This is a genomic window from Saccharibacillus sp. JS10, assembly GCF_024436065.1.
Taxonomy (GTDB): Bacteria; Bacillota; Bacilli; order Paenibacillales; family Paenibacillaceae; genus Saccharibacillus.
In genome coordinates, this window is record NZ_JANFNS010000001.1 from 1,178,679 (window position 1) to 1,195,368 (window position 16,690).

General features: G+C 47.1%; 11 protein-coding genes. 1 reads left to right on the plus strand and 10 read right to left on the minus strand.

The genetic code is table 11. The annotated features are described in order from the left end of the window. Window positions 1–129: 129 nt before the first annotated feature. Window positions 130–1,437, minus strand: a complete 1,308-nt coding sequence (locus NOM90_RS05320) for a replication-associated recombination protein A (RefSeq protein WP_370866567.1) — start codon at window positions 1,435–1,437, stop codon at window positions 130–132. Window positions 1,438–1,598: 161 nt separating this feature from the next. Continuing rightward, window positions 1,599–3,326, minus strand: coding sequence for a ubiquinone-dependent pyruvate dehydrogenase (gene poxB, locus NOM90_RS05325; RefSeq protein ID WP_255940461.1), 1,728 nt, complete (start codon window positions 3,324–3,326; stop codon window positions 1,599–1,601). Window positions 3,327–3,575: 249 nt separating this feature from the next. Between poxB and NOM90_RS05330 the strand changes: the two genes are divergently transcribed. Beyond that, window positions 3,576–5,405: a sensor domain-containing diguanylate cyclase gene (locus NOM90_RS05330; protein WP_255940462.1), complete on the plus strand. Its 1,830-nt coding sequence runs from the start codon at window positions 3,576–3,578 to the stop codon at window positions 5,403–5,405. 37 nt (window positions 5,406–5,442) lie between these two features. Here NOM90_RS05330 and NOM90_RS05335 read toward each other — a convergent pair whose 3' ends face one another. The 8 genes from NOM90_RS05335 to NOM90_RS05370 form a co-directional block, all read right to left on the minus strand. Then, window positions 5,443–7,614: a HelD family protein gene (locus NOM90_RS05335; protein ID WP_255940463.1), complete on the minus strand. Its 2,172-nt coding sequence runs from the start codon at window positions 7,612–7,614 to the stop codon at window positions 5,443–5,445. Between the two features lie 271 nt (window positions 7,615–7,885). Then, entirely contained in the window at window positions 7,886–8,653 is a 768-nt protein-coding gene (locus tag NOM90_RS05340; RefSeq protein ID WP_255940464.1) for a tRNA threonylcarbamoyladenosine dehydratase, read from the minus strand. 92 nt (window positions 8,654–8,745) lie between these two features. Further along, on the minus strand, window positions 8,746–10,539 hold the full coding sequence (aspS, locus tag NOM90_RS05345) for an aspartate--tRNA ligase (RefSeq protein WP_255940578.1): 1,794 nt from the start codon (window positions 10,537–10,539) through the stop codon (window positions 8,746–8,748). A 46-nt stretch (window positions 10,540–10,585) separates the two neighbouring features. Continuing rightward, window positions 10,586–11,833, minus strand: coding sequence for a histidine--tRNA ligase (gene hisS, locus NOM90_RS05350; protein ID WP_255940465.1), 1,248 nt, complete (start codon window positions 11,831–11,833; stop codon window positions 10,586–10,588). Window positions 11,834–12,469: 636 nt separating this feature from the next. Then, window positions 12,470–12,922: a hypothetical protein gene (locus NOM90_RS05355; protein WP_255940466.1), complete on the minus strand. Its 453-nt coding sequence runs from the start codon at window positions 12,920–12,922 to the stop codon at window positions 12,470–12,472. 66 nt (window positions 12,923–12,988) lie between these two features. Continuing rightward, window positions 12,989–13,495 carry a type 1 glutamine amidotransferase domain-containing protein gene (locus NOM90_RS05360; RefSeq protein WP_305120902.1) on the minus strand — a complete coding sequence of 169 codons (507 nt, stop codon included), beginning with the start codon at window positions 13,493–13,495 and terminating at the stop codon, window positions 12,989–12,991. Between the two features lie 155 nt (window positions 13,496–13,650). After that, entirely contained in the window at window positions 13,651–14,094 is a 444-nt protein-coding gene (dtd, locus tag NOM90_RS05365; RefSeq protein ID WP_255940467.1) for a D-aminoacyl-tRNA deacylase, read from the minus strand. 50 nt (window positions 14,095–14,144) lie between these two features. Continuing rightward, the gene (locus NOM90_RS05370; protein WP_255940468.1) at window positions 14,145–16,337 is read right to left on the minus strand and encodes a RelA/SpoT family protein; all 2,193 of its coding nucleotides are present in this window, start codon (window positions 16,335–16,337) and stop codon (window positions 14,145–14,147) included. Window positions 16,338–16,690 lie beyond the last annotated feature (353 nt).

The following is a 16,690-nucleotide window of genomic DNA, read 5'->3' on the forward strand; positions in this document are numbered from 1 at the left end:
TAAAATAGAGTTTTACGGGTCCTTGCTGTCATTGGATCATTCTTGCATTTTTACAGTCACACTCTAGATTACTACAACTCGTATCGTTCTGACAATTGTAACATACGAAAGTGGTCACTTATCGTTGGATTATTTTCGGCGCCGCTGCTGGTTGAGACGAATCTTCGACTCATTGCCTTGTTCGGTCGCTTCGTAAAAAACAGTGCCTTGCAAGGAATCTGGCAGATAATCTTGCTCTACGTAATGATTATGGTAGTTATGCGGATATTTGTAGCCTTCATGACCTAGTTTTTCGGCGCCTTTGTAATGCGTGTCTCGCAAATGAAGCGGAACTTCGGTCGTTCCACTATGCGCGAATGCCGCTTCTGCTTTGGCGATCGCGGTGTACACCGCATTCGATTTAGGGCTTTCGACGGCAAAAAGAATCGCTTGCGCAATGTTCAACTTTGCTTCCGGCCAGCCGTTATTCCGATAAGCATCCAGCGCAGCTACCGCTTGCACCATCGCTTGCGGGTTAGCAAGCCCTATATCCTCGCTACTGGCTGCGATTAGACGCCGGATAAAAGTCATCGGGTCCATTCCGAGCTTTTCGACCGCATATAAAAACCAATATAAAGCAGCATCGCTAGAACCGCGAATCGACTTATGAAATGCGGAAAGCACATCATACTGCGTAGACTCATCGGCTTTCGCGATCGGGCGGCGTACCGATTCTTCGGCGACTTCAAGCGTAATGAGCACCTGTCCGTCTTGCTGAGGAGGCGTCGTTAACGCCGCAATTTCAAGCGCGTTCAAAGCTCTTCGTACATCGCCTCCGGACATCGCTGCAATATGTTCCAGCGCTTCGTCTTTGGCGCGAAGATCCATGTAACCCAGACCGCGTTCGGTATCGCTCAGCGCTCTACGCATCGCGATCAGCGCATGTTCCGCCGTCAACGGGTGAAGCTGAAATAACGTCGAGCGACTCATCAAGGCACCATTGACATAATGAAACGGATTCTCAGTCGTCGCACCGATAAAGACAATAATGCCTTTTTCGACAGCCGGAAGCAGCGCATCTTGGCGAGAACTGTTAAACCGATGCACTTCGTCGAGAAACAATATGGTTTTGGTGCCATATAAGGCTTTGTCATCAGCAGCTTGCTGAATGACTTCACGCACTTCTTTGACTGTAGCGTCTACCGCATTTAAACGAACAAATTTGCCTTGCGTATGATTTGAAATAATATGAGCCAGCGTCGTCTTACCGCAGCCTGGAGGTCCGTAGAGTACAATCGATCCGACTTTATCGGCTTCAATCGCTCGGCGAAGTAGTCGCCCGGGTCCAATGATATCGTCTTGACCGATATATTCATCTAGCGTTAACGGACGCATTCGATCAGCAAGTAATCCGCTATTTTCTTGCGGTTCTGCTCCGCCGTAATCAAACAAATCCAAACGTGTCACGTCCTTTCATGCCTTTATACAATATAATTCGCATTACAGGAGAACGCAAATTTGTCTGTTCAGGGTGAAAAATCATTGTTCTTTTTCATTATATTAGCCTTAAAAATAAAAGACCGCGGAAACTCCCACGGTCTTTTTCTATCTTTCACCAATCAGCGCAGCAAGTTCGTTTTCGCTACATCAATCAACTCATCGCCATGACCGCTGAGCATCGCTTTGACTGCCCAAAGCGAAAATCCTCCCGCTTGTTGAAGCGTGATTTTTGGCGGCATCGACAATTCTTGGCGATTCACCACGACGTCGATCAATGCAGGGCCATCATGATTCAGCGCATTTTGCACCGCTTCTTCCAATAAAGCCGGATCTTCGACTCGTACGCCGTAGATACCCATCGCATTCGCGATCGCGGCAAAATCGGTCGAACTCAGATCGGTACCCGTCTCCAAGTATCCGGTTGCTTTCATCTCAAGTTCGACAAAGCTTAACGCTTGGTTGTTGAAGACGACAACTTTAACCGGAAGCTTGTGCTGCTTCAGCGTCAGGAGATCGCCCAGCAACATCGATAAGCCGCCGTCACCGGAAAATGCAATCGTTTGACGTTCCCGCTCTGTCGCTTGTGCGCCTATCGCTTGCGGCATTGCGTTCGCCATCGTACCGTGATTGAACGAACCGAGCAGGCGACGTTTACCATTCATTTTCAAATAACGAGCTGCCCAGACGGTCGGCGTGCCGACATCGCAAGAGAATACGGCATCTTCCGTAGCCAGATCGCTCACGACTTTCATTAATTGTTGAGGATGGATTGGACGTCGATTCGATTCGCCAGAAGTCAGTTCATCCAATTCTTTGCGAACCTTCACATAACGATCGACCGATTTGCGCAGATGACTATCGTCTCGATCTTCGTCTAACAAAGGAAGCAAAGCTTGAACGGTATTGGCAACATCACCACAAACGCCCAGTTCCAGATTCGCTCTTACTCCTAGACGGGAAGCATTGATATCGACTTGTAAAATTTTTGCGTGTTCCGGGTAGAATTGACGGTATGGGAAATCGGTACCGAGCATAAGCAGTACATCGCAATCGGTCATCGCATGATAGCCGGACGAATATCCGATCAGACCATTCAATCCGACAAAATACGGATTATCATACTCCAAATATTCTTTGCCGCGTAACGCAACAACCATTGGAGCTTTAAGACGCTCAGCCAAAGATACGACTTCGGCATGTGCATCTTTGCAGCCGGCTCCGCATAGCAGCGATACCTTTTTGCCTTCGTTCAGGTAAGCTGCCAATTGCGCAAGCTCACTCGAAGAAGGTTGCACAACCGGTTTTGCCGGATGCACGACATGTTCGGGAACAGCATGACGGCTTGATTTTTGCGCGGCAACATCACCTGGGAGCACGATGACCGATACGCCGGAATGAGCGACTGCCGCTTGCAACGCCATCGTAATGGTACGTGGCACTTGACTATCCGACATGATCGTTTCGCAAAATACGCTGCATTCTTGGAAAATCTGCTCAGGGTGCGTAGCCTGGAAATATCCGCTGCCGATTTCGTCACTCGGAATATGCGCAGCAATCGCAAGCACCGGTACACGGCTGCGACTACACTCATACAATCCGTTGATTAAATGCAAATTACCCGGTCCACTACTTCCCGCACACACTGCAATCGACTGACTCAAATCCGCATCAGCTCCGGCTGCAAAAGCCGCAACTTCTTCATGCCGAACATGAATCCATTCGATTTTACCTGATCGACGAACAGCATCGATAACTGCGTTCAACGAATCTCCTGTAATTCCGTAAATTCGTTTAATACCCGCATGAATAAGGACTTCAACTAGCGAATCCGCAATAGTTTGGCTCACGTTCTCCATCTCCCGTTCGTTTTTTGAGCCGATACTTCTGTCGATCTTGCTGCGTGTTGTACCGGTTTCTTCATTTACTTACCCGCTTCTTTCGACATTTAACGCGAATTTTGAGTAAATCCCGACATAACATGCTTTGTAATCCCTTACAACTTCTTGCCTTTTAGCCGATATAAATCTTGCCTAGATTCGCTCAACGCGATCAGAACGAATATAAAGCAACAACATCTGAATGAAGGAGCGATACGCATGAGTTTTCGCAGCCTGTTTCGAATCGATAACGAAACTAAATTGGGCTTGCTGCTAATCCGATTCAGCATAGCTTTCTTAGTGGTATTCGCGCTCCTGCTAAGCTTTGGCTATCTGTTTCAACATCAAGTGATTACAAACAGCTATTTGCATGTACGTAATTTAGCTTTATTGAGCGAAAATCTAGATTCTCTGGAGAAATCGATGGTCGAACAAGAAAGCGGACAGCGCGGCTTTACGTTAACCGGGCAACAGTCTTTTGTAACATATTACGACCGCGGGGCAAAAGACTATGCTCAAGTGTCTCAATTGCTCAAAGAAAGAAGCTCTTTGACACCTGCTTTTTCTGAGGAAATCGATGCTTTGATCGTCGAGGCCAACCATTGGCAAAATCAACACAGCCGTTTCATGATGGAACGCTCGCTTCGCGGCGAATCGGTAAGCCCCGATATGTTGAAAGAAGGCGAGCAGACTTTTACCGCTTTGAATACGAAATTCGATGACCTGTCCTCACGCATTACAATTAAAAGAAATCAAAATCGGGAAAATTTAATTTCTCGCATCACAATGACTTTGACGTTGACGGGGATCATAGTGATGATCTCAATCGCTTTTTACGTGCTGTTTATTATCAAACATATCCGTCGTCTGATTTTGCCATTGACCGGTCTTGATGCTGCCATTGCGGCTTACGAAGGCAATACGACACAATCAGATCGACATTCGTACACGACATCCAGCGAACTCAGTCGATTGATTCAAGCTTTCGATCGAATGGGCGAAGATTTACGTTATGAGAGCGGACAACTCGAAGACACCTACAAAATGATCAATGCGTTAAATCAAGCGGGTTCGGTGCAGGATGTGTATCGGGAAACGCTGCTACATATGCGCAACCTTGTGCAATGCGATCGAATCAGTCTGGCTATGCAAAATAATGATCGACGCTTTACATCCAAAGCGGTTATTCGGGAACATCATTTGAATCTCAAAGAATCGTTGTCCAATGAAGAACAACGGATTATGCGCATTATGATTCAAAGCGGAAAATCTTTTCTTTATGAAAATTGGGAACATAAACGTCCTTCAGGCGATGTCGGAGAAATGTTATATGGAGAAGATATAAGGTCTTCGATGCACTTGTTATTAAAAAAAGAAGCACGTGTCGTCGGTATTTTAAATTTGTATGCGGTACGTTCCGAATTTTTCACTCCAACTCATATACAACGTTTAGAAAAATTAGTTCCTTTAATCGCAACCGTGATCGACAATGCGCTAAAAACAGACCGCATTCAGTCGTTGGCACTGCGTGACGGTTTAACCGGGCTTTGGAACCGCAGACACTTTGATGAAAATATTGCTCGTTTAAAAGACGAAGCTTCAGCGGCTCCAGACTCTAACCTTCCATTTTGCCTGATCTTGCTGGATGTGGATCGCTTTAAGTTATTTAACGATACAAGAGGTCATCAAGAAGGGGATACCGTACTGCGCCATATCGCTTTATTGCTGCAAGCTTATAGTCGATTCGGCGATCTACCTTTTCGATTCGGTGGTGAAGAATTTGCGGTGTTGCTTCCGAATACACGGCTTGGCGAAGCTGTTGAAGTTGCGGAGCGATTGCGTAAATTGATAGAATTCGATTCACCTTCTACCGAATATAAAGTAACCGCAAGTTTTGGCGTATCTCAATTTCGTCGTAATGAAGAATGCCAAGAATTAATCGGAAAAGCAGACGCTGCGTTATACCGTGCCAAAGCCGCAGGACGCAACAGGGTCTATACCGAAGATCAAGGGTTAGACGACTCGACGTTGACTCAACAATCCGTGTAAGCAAAAAAAGCTGAGGCGCTATCGCCTCAGCTTTTTCTTATTCCGGTAATCCAACTTCGCTCCAAGCTTCGACGTCATGCAAAAATTTCGGCAGCTCGCCGCCATGCAAGACCCAGAGTTCGTGTAGGGCACGCGTACATCCGACGTAAAGCATTTTGGCATCCCATTCCGATTCTCCGTACTGCTTCAATCCGGCATCCGCAAGAATGACCGCGTCAAATTCTAGCCCTTTAGAGAGATGCAAAGGCAATACCGATAACCCGCCTTCGTATTGCGTCATACTGCCGTCGATCAGATTCAGCTCCGGGAATATCGGCTTCAATACTTCATAAAGCTTAGAAGCTTGGGTTTGAGTACGTGTTAGCACCGATACCGTCTTATGCTCACGCCCCCAAAGACCACGGATCGCCTGAGTAACCATCTGCTCGCCCCCATGTTCATTTTCGGTGCCAAAGTCGATCAATCGTACTTTGTTCCCGCTCCGAAATACAGGTACAGCTTGGATCGCGTCTTGAACTCCGCCTGCTAATATCGCATTGGCAAAACCGATAATTTCCATCGTCGAACGGTAACTTCGAGTAAGTGCATGGTACGACGTTTCGTGTTCGCCGAACAGATCGCTCATCTCGCTCCAGCTGTGTACCCCTTTATAAGCGTGAATCCCTTGAGACAAATCGCCCAAAATCGTAAACGAATGCCCTCGCACAAATCGATCCAATACCGATACTTGCAGCGGCGAAAAGTCTTGGGCTTCGTCGATCACGATATGGTCAAACCGTTCGATCCCATCGACGCCATTTAACTTTTGATGAAGATACAGCAGTGCCGGTAGATCTTCTTCGCGGATCCGACCTGATTTTAGATCCGCACGGGTCGACTTGATGATCGATGCCGGAATCTCTGCAAAAGAAGCTTCCGGCAGTATCCCGCGTGTATCTTTGAGTGCTCCGAAAATTTGCTTGTATAACGTCAGCGGGCTGAAATCCGGCCATTTTTTCGCATAGGCTTTTTCGCGTGCAGATGCTTTTTTCTTATATTCTTTACGTAATGATTCAGGTTTTACCGATTTGAGTTCCATCTCGATCCAGCGATGGATCCGAGCCAGTACCCGCTCTTTGCGTCCGGCTGCGGAATAATGCTTATACTCCTCCCTGTACCAATGCAAGATCGTCTCATAAGGCAGCACCGCGTCTTCCCACGGCGAAAATTCAAGTTCCGGCGCACCCGAGGCTTCAAGTGCCGAAGCTGCTGCATCCAGCATATCTCGGAACATAGCCGAGCCTTTGAATCTTCCCGGTGCATCGTCGCCTGGAGCTACTCCTCCGGCTTCGCCAAACCATAAATCCAACGTCTCCGCAGGATTTGCCAACATGGATTCGACATCCATTAGTTTTGCTGCCCAATCGGTAAACGTCCGCTGCTGGATATCGCCTACGCCAAGCTCAGGAAGTACGCCCGAAATATAATCAAGGAACATACTGTTAGGCGCGAAAATAATCATTTTTCCTGCCGAGACTTGTTCTTGATATTGATACAGTAAAAAAGCAAGGCGATGCAGCGCTACGGTCGTTTTCCCACTGCCGGCTACACCTTGAATAATCAGCGCTTTGTTTTTGTCCGCACGAATAATCTGGTCTTGTTCGGCTTGAATCGTCGATACAATATCGCGTAGTCGATTGTCTTTATTTTCGCCTAATCGATATAGCAAAAACTCGTCCGATACCGCAGGTTCTTCGCTTCCGCGTACATAAGTATCCACGACGCGCTCAAGTTCGGATTTGCGCACCATGATATTTCTTTTGAGATGTACTTCGCCGCCGATGATACCTTCAGGCGCTTCGTATTCGACTTTTTCCTCACCGCCGGTAAACGAATAAAACAAGCTCGCTACCGGCGCACGCCAATCGACGACAATCGGCAAACTGCCCGGTTCCAGATTGTCCAATCCAGCTTTGCCAATGTACAGCGCCGACGGTTTGTTTTTGCCCGCTTCTTCAAAATCCATACGCCCAAAATACGGTTCCGGCTCTGACTTCATTAAGCGTTGTCTACGTTCTTCGCGTCCGGCTTCCAATACTTGCTCGGTAAAATCATGCCCGGTATAGACCGGAATCGCCCGAAGGCGCTCAAGCTGTGTTCCAATCTCTTCTAGAACGGTCGACAACTTGGTTTGCTCTTCCCGATAGGCACTTTGAACATTTTCACTCATTTCAGTTACCTCCTAAGATGAGCATTTTGCACCTCGATCTTCACAATCGATAGATTCTTTCGAACCTTGCGTAACAAATCTTTATACAAGTTTTTGCTACGTTGTACAAAATGCCGAGAAATCATTACGCGATAAGCGCAAAGGATTACCAGCATAGCATATTTCAACAGCGCTTGCCGACTTTATTTTTGGAACTCTTATCAAAAAAGACGCAAAGCCCTCTGTTTGAGAGCTTTACGTCAGTTATAGCGATATGCAGTTCTTCGCCTATTTACTCTTGATCCGGCAGCGGATGCCCGGCATTAATCATCAAATCTTTAACCACTTCACTCACCATAATCAGACCGGCAACTGGAGGAACATACGCATTACTCGCAGGTGGCTGTTTGGCTTTACGGATTTTAGCGCCTTCCGGTGCAATCTGCTCCGTTACGTCTTGACGTGGCTTGATCGGTTTTTCTGTGGAAAATACGACTTTTACGCCTTTTTTGATTCCGTCTTCTTTTCGAAGTTTGTTGCGAATGATACGGGCGATCGGATCGACTTTCGTTTTCGAAATATCCGCGATTTGGAACCGGGAAGGATCCAGTTTGTTCGCCGCGCCCATACTCGAAATGATCGGAATCCCGCGGCTTAGACATTCTTTGATGATATGAATTTTGTAGATAATCGTATCGGAAGCATCGACCACATAATCGATCTTATGCTCGAATAGCTTTTCGTACGTTTCTTCGGTATAAAACATATTCAGCACGATCGCTTGAATGTCTGGGTTGATCAATTTGATCCGCTCTGCCATAAGTTCCGTTTTTTGTTGACCGACTGTAGTCGTCAGCGCATGGATTTGACGGTTGATATTCGTAATGTCTACGACATCTTTATCGATCAAAATAATCGTACCTACACCGGAACGTGCCAGAGCTTCGACTGCCATCGCTCCAACTCCGCCAATGCCCAACACAGCTACCGTACTGTTTTTTAATTCTTGAATTCCTTCAGGCCCAAGTGCAAGTTCGGTTCTGGAAAAAGCATGTAACATGCTGCATTGACCTCCTTCAATTTTATCGTTGTCCAATCAAACGGAAAAGGCATACCGACGAAAATCGGTTGCCTTCTCTGTATTTACAATTTTTAAGCTTGCTCGGTTTCGGAAGCTTTTTTCGCAGGTTTTGGAGCCAATTTGATATGCAGCTGATCCAATTGCGCTTTTTCCACTGGCGAAGGCGCGTTCATCAGAACGTCGGTTGCGCTCGCTGTTTTCGGGAACGCAATAGTTTCGCGCAAGTTCGTACGTTGCGTCAACAACATCACGAGACGGTCGAAACCGAATGCGAAGCCGCCGTGTGGAGGTGTTCCGTATTGGAACGCATCCAGCAAGAAGCCGAATTGTTCTTGCGCCGTTTCTTCGGAAATGCCCAGCAGACTGAACATTTTTTGTTGCAGGTCGTGTTCGAAGATCCGCAGCGAACCGCCGCCGACTTCATAACCGTTCAGAACAAGGTCATACGCTTGCGCGCGAACCGAACCCGGATCCGTCTCGAACTTATCCAAGTCTTCCGCAAGCGGACGTGTGAATGGATGGTGTTCTGCGACATAACGTTTGGATTCTTCGTCGTAGCTGAGCAGTGGGAAATCAAGCACCCAAGCAAATTTGTAAATGCTGTCGTCGATCAATCCAAGTTGACGACCGATTTTCAGACGAAGCGCGCCGAGTACATCGGCTACTACCTGCTTTTTGTCGGCGGAGAATAACAGCAAGTCGCCAACTTCGGCATCGGTACGCTCACGCAGCGCTTGAATGACTTCTTCGCTCATGAATTTAACGATCGGGCCTTTAAAGCCGTCTTCTTTCACTTGAATCCATGCCAGACCTTTTGCTCCGTAACGAGCCGCGTAAGGACCCAGATCATCGATTTCTTTACGTGTCCATGTTCCGCAGCCTTTTGCGTTCAATACTTTAACTTGCCCGCCGCCCGCGATAACAGAAGCAAAGACTTTTACTTCGCTGGTTTCGACGATATCGCCGACATCAACCAATTCCATACCAAAGCGCAGATCCGGTTTGTCCGAACCGTATTTGCTCATAGCTTCAGCATGTGTCAGACGTTGGAACGGAAGTTGAACATCTACGCCTACCGTTTCGCGGAACAATTTCGCCATCAATTCTTCGATCATACCCAAAATATCGTCGCGATTCACGAAGGACATCTCCAAGTCGACTTGCGTAAACTCAGGTTGACGGTCAGCACGAAGGTCTTCGTCGCGGAAGCAGCGAGCGATTTGGTAGTAACGCTCCAAGCCGCTGACCATAAGCAATTGTTTGAAGATTTGCGGCGATTGCGGCAATGCAAAAAATTCTCCGTCATGCACACGGCTTGGCACCAAGTAATCGCGTGCGCCTTCCGGCGTGCTTTTAGTCAAAATCGGAGTTTCAACTTCAACAAAACCTTGATCGTCAAGGAAGTTGCGGAAAATTTTTGCCGATTGCGAACGCAGCATCAATGTTTTTTGCATTTCTGGACGACGCAAGTCCAAGTAACGATATTTCAGGCGCAACGCTTCATCCACTTCGATGCCGTCTTCGATAAAGAACGGAGGTGTTTTTGCAGCGTTCAAGACTTCGATCTCGGTTACGCGAACTTCTAGCTCACCCGTTGGCAAGTTTTTGTTCACGGTTTCTTCTTCGCGTTTCACCACGGTTCCTTTTACAGCAAGTACATATTCGGTACGTACACGCTCTGCGGTTTGCAAAGCTTCACCGGAGTAAGCCGGGTTGAATACGACTTGTACGATACCGCTGCGATCGCGCAGATCGATAAAGAGTACGCCGCCGAGGTCACGACGAGTTTGCACCCAGCCGTTCAGCGTTACCGTTTCTCCGATTTGATCGGACGTAATTTGCCCGCAATGATGAGTTCTGAGCATCATAATAGTAATCTCCTTTTTATCTGAAAAGTTTTATCGTATTCTTCTACTTCAGTGCCGATGCTAATTCGCTCAGCGGTACCGTTACTTGTTCACGCGTTTCCATCGACTTCACCGCAATTTCGCCGCGTTCTAATTCATCGTCGCCCAAAATAGCGGTATAACGCGCATTCAGGCGATCTGCCGATTTCATTTGCGCCTTCATTTTACGGTCCAGATAATCGCGCTCTGCGGAGAAGCCCAGACGACGAAGTTTATGAAGCTGCTTCGTGATTTCTTCGTTCGCTTTCTCGCCCAGCCCGATCAGGTAAATATCAAGCGGATTCGTAGCATCGATCTGCGTTTGTTGATCGGCAAGCAGCAGTTGTAGACGTTCCATGCCGATTGCCATCCCGATTCCCGGTTGATCCGGGCCGCCGACTTCGGCAACCAGTTTGTTGTAACGACCGCCGCCGCCGATTGTATCAATCGCGCCGATGCCGCTTTTTGTTTTGAACTCGAACGCCGTTAGCGTGTAATAATCAAGCCCACGTACCAAACGGTGATTGATCGTATACGCGACGCCCATCGCATCCAAATTACGTTGCACCGCTTCAAAGTGGATTCGGCTTTCTTCATCCAAACTATCCAAAATCGAAGGCGCATCCGTAAATTTATCATGGTCGACTTTGCAATCCAGTACACGCAGCGGGTTGCGGTCGATCCGGTTTTGACAATCTTTGCACAGACTATCGCGCATCGGATTCAAAAATGCCAACAGCTTTTCGTTGTAATCGGCGCGCGTTGCCGCGTTGCCGACCGAATTGATTTCAACGCTTGTTCCTTTCAGACCGATATCTTCGAAAAATTGCAAGCCGAATGCAATCACTTCTGCATCGATCGCTGGTTCGACCGAACCGATTGCTTCGATCCCGAACTGATGGAATTGACGATAGCGTCCAGCTTGCGGGCGTTCTTGACGGAACATCGGTCCAATATAATAGAGTTTGGATACATCGGGTTCGCCGTAAATTTTATTCTCCACATAAGCGCGAACGACGCCTGCTGTTCCTTCCGGGCGAAGCGTCATGCCGCGTCCTCCCATATCTTGGAACGAGAACATTTCTTTTTGGACGATGTCTGTCGTTTCGCCTACACCGCGTTGGAACAATTGCGTGTATTCGAAAATAGGTGTACGAATTTCGCTGTAATTAAATCGTCTGCATAAATCGCGTGCTTTCGTTTCGACATACTGCCATTTTTCTACCGTACCCGGCAAAAAATCGAGCGTGCCTTTCGGTTTTTGAAAATCCATGGTTTCCGTTCCTTTCTTTTTGGCTCATACAGCCCAAGTTCTCATGATAAAAATACCAAAAAGCCCCCGTCCGCTGCCTATGCCGTTTTTCGCATAGTACAGGGACGAGGGATCGTATTTACGAATCTCCCGTGGTGCCACCCACATTTCGAGTATGTTCCAAAGAACGCCTACTCGCTTCATTAACGACGGTTAACGCCCGCCTATTTCGCGCATCGGCTAATCATCCTCCAAAAAGTGCGAATTCCACTGCGGTGCTTCGCTGCTTTTTCCGGTTCTCGCCGTGCGTTCTCAGGGAGGTCTTTCGCTTGGTCGCTGCGCGGAATTCTTCCAGCCACGGAATTCCTCTCTTGTGCGCTTCAAAATCCAAGATACTTTTTCCCATCATCGAATCGTCATATGCGCAATAAGATGATCAGCTAATTACAGACTGAAAACTCTCACCGCGTTTGTTATATTTTATGATTGTAATCAAGTACATGACTAAAGTCAACCATTTGAGTAATGTTACAAAAAAAGAGACCCACAGCCTGCTGCTGTGGGTCTTCCAAATTTATCTAAGGGGGTCATGCCCTTACTATAACAATCTCTTGTTAAAAGAACATGTTTCTTAGATTACAGTTGTATGACAAATGATCAATCGTAGACGTGTACAAATCCGTTGTTATTACGAAGTTTACGCACGACATCCGCATAATCTTCTTCTTTGACTTTTGCAGAGAGCGTATACGTCAGATCGCGTAGATCAGCATCGGAAGCGTTCTCATTCACGTCTTCGACATCGTCTTTATCGACAGGACGCCCACCTACATCGCGACTTGCGGCCGGAGAAGGTACAGGTACAGCTTGATCTCCGATCATGCTTCCCGCGCCGCCAGCAGCAGCGGTTCCGCCTGTATAGGTTGTGTTATTCGCTCCGGTCAATGGCAGCAAAGGCACGACGACGCGACCGCCGCGATCCCCGCCAAAACCTACACCGCCTTGCAGTTCACCAACTTCAAGCTGCTCTGTTGTGAACGTCATTAGGCTCATTCTTGCACCTTCGGCTTCGCTTTCTGTTTTAAAATAAGCTTGGATATGTTTCGACATTTCTATTCCCTCCTTTAGTTGGATGATTCCATGTTCATCTATAGGGATTTCATGTATAACCGTAACTTACAAAACGTTCAGCAACTCGCGTACAAAAGCGGGTTCATCGTCAGGCGTACGCGAAGTGATAAAGTTGCCATCGACAACCACTTCTTTATCGTTGAATTGTGCGCCTGCATTTTTCATATCGTCTTGCAAAGCTGGATATGAAGTGATGGTGCGACCTTTGAGCAGATCAGCACTTGCCAAAATTTGCGGTCCGTGACAAATCGCTGCAATCGGCTTTTTGGAAGCATTGATGTCTTTTACGAATTGAATGATATGTTCATCCAAACGCAAGTTTTCTGGAGAAGAACCGCCTGGAATCACAACAGCATCATAGTCCGACGCATTGACATCGGAGATTGCTTTTTCCGTTGTATATTCTTCTTTGCCCAGTTTGCCTTTGACCGTCTCGCCGGCTTTAAGACCGATAATTTCAGCGGTATGCCCGGCTTTTTTCACTTCATCGTAAGGAACCTGCATTTCGGAATCTTCAAATTCGTTGGCAAGCAAAAATGCGACTTTACTCATAATGTTCAAAACTCCTCTCGGCAGTATCCATAACTTGATAGGATTGGTTCTCGCTTTCTTATTACCCTGCCGTCTTGCACTTCTAACATCGAAAAGTTGGAAAAAAGAAAAACCGCTTGGCTTTGCCCTAAGGCTATCCAAGCGGTTTATTCTACTCAATCGCGGCTATCAATGATTAACGTCACTGGCCCTGAGTTCACTAAAGATACATCCATCATCGCACCGAACACACCGGTTTCGACAATCAATCCTCGCGCACGCAGCGCTTCGTTAAAAGCTTCGTACAACTCCAGAGCAGGCTCTGGCTTTGCCGCAGCCATAAAGTTTGGACGACGCCCTTTGCGGCAATCTCCGTACAACGTAAATTGCGAGACCGACAAGATCGAACCCCCGACATCTTCAACGCTGTGATTCATTTTTCCGGCTTCGTCTTCGAAAATCCGCAGCCCTGCCGCTTTATCCGCTAAATAAGAAGCGTCTTTAAGCGTATCGCCTTCGGTAACTCCGACTAGAATCATCAGCCCTGAGCCAATCTCGCCGACCGTTTTGCCTTCGACTTCTACCGAAGCCGATTTACAACGTTGAATTACGATTCGCATTTCAGCCAAACTCCTTTTCCAAACCGATTACCTTTGTAGAAGGCAACCTTTTATTGCATGATTCGATGCACCGTATAGACATCACGTACGCGTTTGATACGTTCAACAACCGACTGCAAATGCTCGGTGTTGCGAATCAGGATCGTGATATGCACCAAAGCCATTTTATTTTTGTCTGCGCGTCCAGAGACCGCAGTCATATTTGTTTTGCTTTCCGATATGGCTTGCAGCACTTCGTTCAAGAAGTCTCGACGATCAAGGCCCGTAATCTCGATATCGACGCTAAAGCTCGATTCGACCGCATCTTCCCACTCCACTTCGATTACGCGACCTGCTTCGGCGCCATCATTGGCCCCCGGGATATTGGTACAATCCGTGCGGTGTACAGATACGCCGCGTCCTCTTGTGATATAGCCGACGATATCGTCGCCCGGAACCGGATTGCAACAGCGCGCAAAACGAACAAGCAGATTGCTGGCTCCTTTGACTTTGACGCCGTTCGTCGGACGCTTTTTGTCTTTATCCGCAGGAGCGGCTTTTACTTCGCGAATCTCGTTCGTCAATTCCAGATGATTGCTGTTTTCTTCTTGTTCACGGCGCCATTTTTCGGTCAATCGCGTTACCACTTGTGAAGCGGTAATCCCGTTGAAACCAATCGCAGACAACATATCATCCGTATCATTGAACGAGAACTTATTCGCGACTTCAAGCAATTTATCGTCACTCAGCCATTCCGACACTTCAAGCCCAAGTTTTTTAATCTCGCGCTCCAGTCCTTCACGGCCTTTTTCTACATTTTCTTCACGACGTTCTTTTTTAAACCATTGTTTAATTTTACTTCGAGCATGAGACGATTGAGCAATTTTCACCCAATCCTGACTCGGTCCATACGAATGTTTGGATGTTAAAATTTCGACGATATCGCCCGTTTTCAGCTTATGATCGAGCGGTACAATACGTCCGTTGACTTTGGAGCCGATTGTACGGTTGCCGATCTCCGTATGAATCCGGTAAGCAAAATCAAGCGGTCCCGACCCATTGGGAAGTTCGATCACTTGACCTTTAGGCGTAAACACAAAGACGAGGTCGGAGAAGAAATCCATTTTGAGCGATTCCACGAATTCCGATGCGTCTTTCGCTTCATTTTGCAATTCGATAATTTCTTTGAAAAACGGCATTTTATTTTCGATGCCGCTAGAAGGCGAAATAATCGTACCTTCTTTGTACGCCCAATGCGCCGCGATACCGAATTCCGCGGTGCGGTGCATATCCCATGTACGAATCTGTACTTCGGTCGGTTCGCCGTTTGGACCGACAACCGTCGTATGCAGCGATTGATACATGTTCGCTTTTGGCATGGCGATATAGTCTTTGAAACGTCCTGGCATCGGCTTCCACAACGTATGGATGATGCCAAGCGTCGCATAACAGTCTTTGACATTATCGACCAATACTCGAATCGCAAGCAGATCATAAATTTCGTTAAACTGCTTGTTTTTGCTTGTCATTTTTTTGTAGACGCTATAAATATGCTTCGGACGTCCCGAAAGATCCGCTTCAATGCCCATTTCCGCTAGCTTCTCGCGGATCCGACCGATAACATCGGAAATGAACTGCTCGCGCTCCGCGCGCTTTTTGTGCATCAGATTGGCAATACGGTAATACTGCTGAGGATTCAGATACCGCAGCGCAATATCTTCCATCTCCCATTTGATTGCCGAAATACCGAGACGATCCGCAACCGGACAAAAGATTTCCAGCGTCTCATAAGCAATACGCCGTTGTCCTTCTTCCGATTGGTGTTTCAGTGTACGCATATTGTGCAGACGGTCTGCCAATTTAATAACAATTACACGGATATCTTGAGCCATCGCGATAAACATTTTGCGATAGTTTTCATTTTGCTGTTCTTCTTTGGAACGGAACTTAATACGCTCAAGCTTTGTAAGCCCGTCCACAAGCATCGCGCAAGTTTCGCCGAAATGGGTACGAATCTCTTCCAACGAGACAGTCGTATCTTCGACTACGTCGTGCAATAAAGCCGCTTCGATCGAGGTCGTATCCATCTGCATACCCACAACAATATCTGCAACCGCCAGCGGGTGCAGAATGTACGGTTCGCCGGACTTTCGGACTTGGCCGTGATGGGCCTTATCAGCAAATTCGTAGGCTTCCCGGATACGCGGAAGATCCGACTCTCGGATGTAAACGGACGCCTTTTCAAGTAATCGTTCAATGCCCATTTAGTCCTTCAAGATTCCTTTCTATAAGAAAATGAAGCCTGTCTGCGAATAGCGCATTCAGGCATGTTCGATAGAGTTTCCTTTCATTATGCCTTTTAGCCCAATCCGCGTCAATGCGTGCACTTAAATAATTGCTTTCTTCATGAAAAGCTCATTGAATACCATACTTTGTTCTTAGACTATCGATCTATGCTCTAAATCCGAAAGATAATCCGTATTTTCTCGAAAATGTTATTGAAAAAAAGAAAATTTGTCTGTAATCTAGCTAAGATGATAAATTTCGTGCGGATGTAGCGGTTTTGATTACGATCTGTCGCTGCGGTCTAACGTCGTTTTTTGTTCAAAAGCCGCTG

Bases quoted from the DNA above. Each gene is read 5' to 3' on its own strand.
- hisS (WP_255940465.1), bottom strand. From the start codon at position 11,833: ATGGATTTTCAAAAACCGAAAGGCACGCTCGATTTTTTGCCGGGTACG.
- NOM90_RS05360 (WP_305120902.1), bottom strand. From the start codon at position 13,495: ATGAGTAAAGTCGCATTTTTGCTTGCCAACGAATTTGAAGATTCCGAA.
- NOM90_RS05335 (WP_255940463.1), bottom strand. From the start codon at position 7,614: ATGAGTGAAAATGTTCAAAGTGCCTATCGGGAAGAGCAAACCAAGTTG.
- NOM90_RS05340 (WP_255940464.1), bottom strand. From the start codon at position 8,653: ATGTTACATGCTTTTTCCAGAACCGAACTTGCACTTGGGCCTGAAGGA.
- NOM90_RS05330 (WP_255940462.1), top strand. From the start codon at position 3,576: ATGAGTTTTCGCAGCCTGTTTCGAATCGATAACGAAACTAAATTGGGC.
- NOM90_RS05370 (WP_255940468.1), bottom strand. From the start codon at position 16,337: ATGGGCATTGAACGATTACTTGAAAAGGCGTCCGTTTACATCCGAGAG.
- NOM90_RS05355 (WP_255940466.1), bottom strand. From the start codon at position 12,922: ATGTCGAAACATATCCAAGCTTATTTTAAAACAGAAAGCGAAGCCGAA.
- dtd (WP_255940467.1), bottom strand. From the start codon at position 14,094: ATGCGAATCGTAATTCAACGTTGTAAATCGGCTTCGGTAGAAGTCGAA.
- aspS (WP_255940578.1), bottom strand. From the start codon at position 10,539: ATGCTCAGAACTCATCATTGCGGGCAAATTACGTCCGATCAAATCGGA.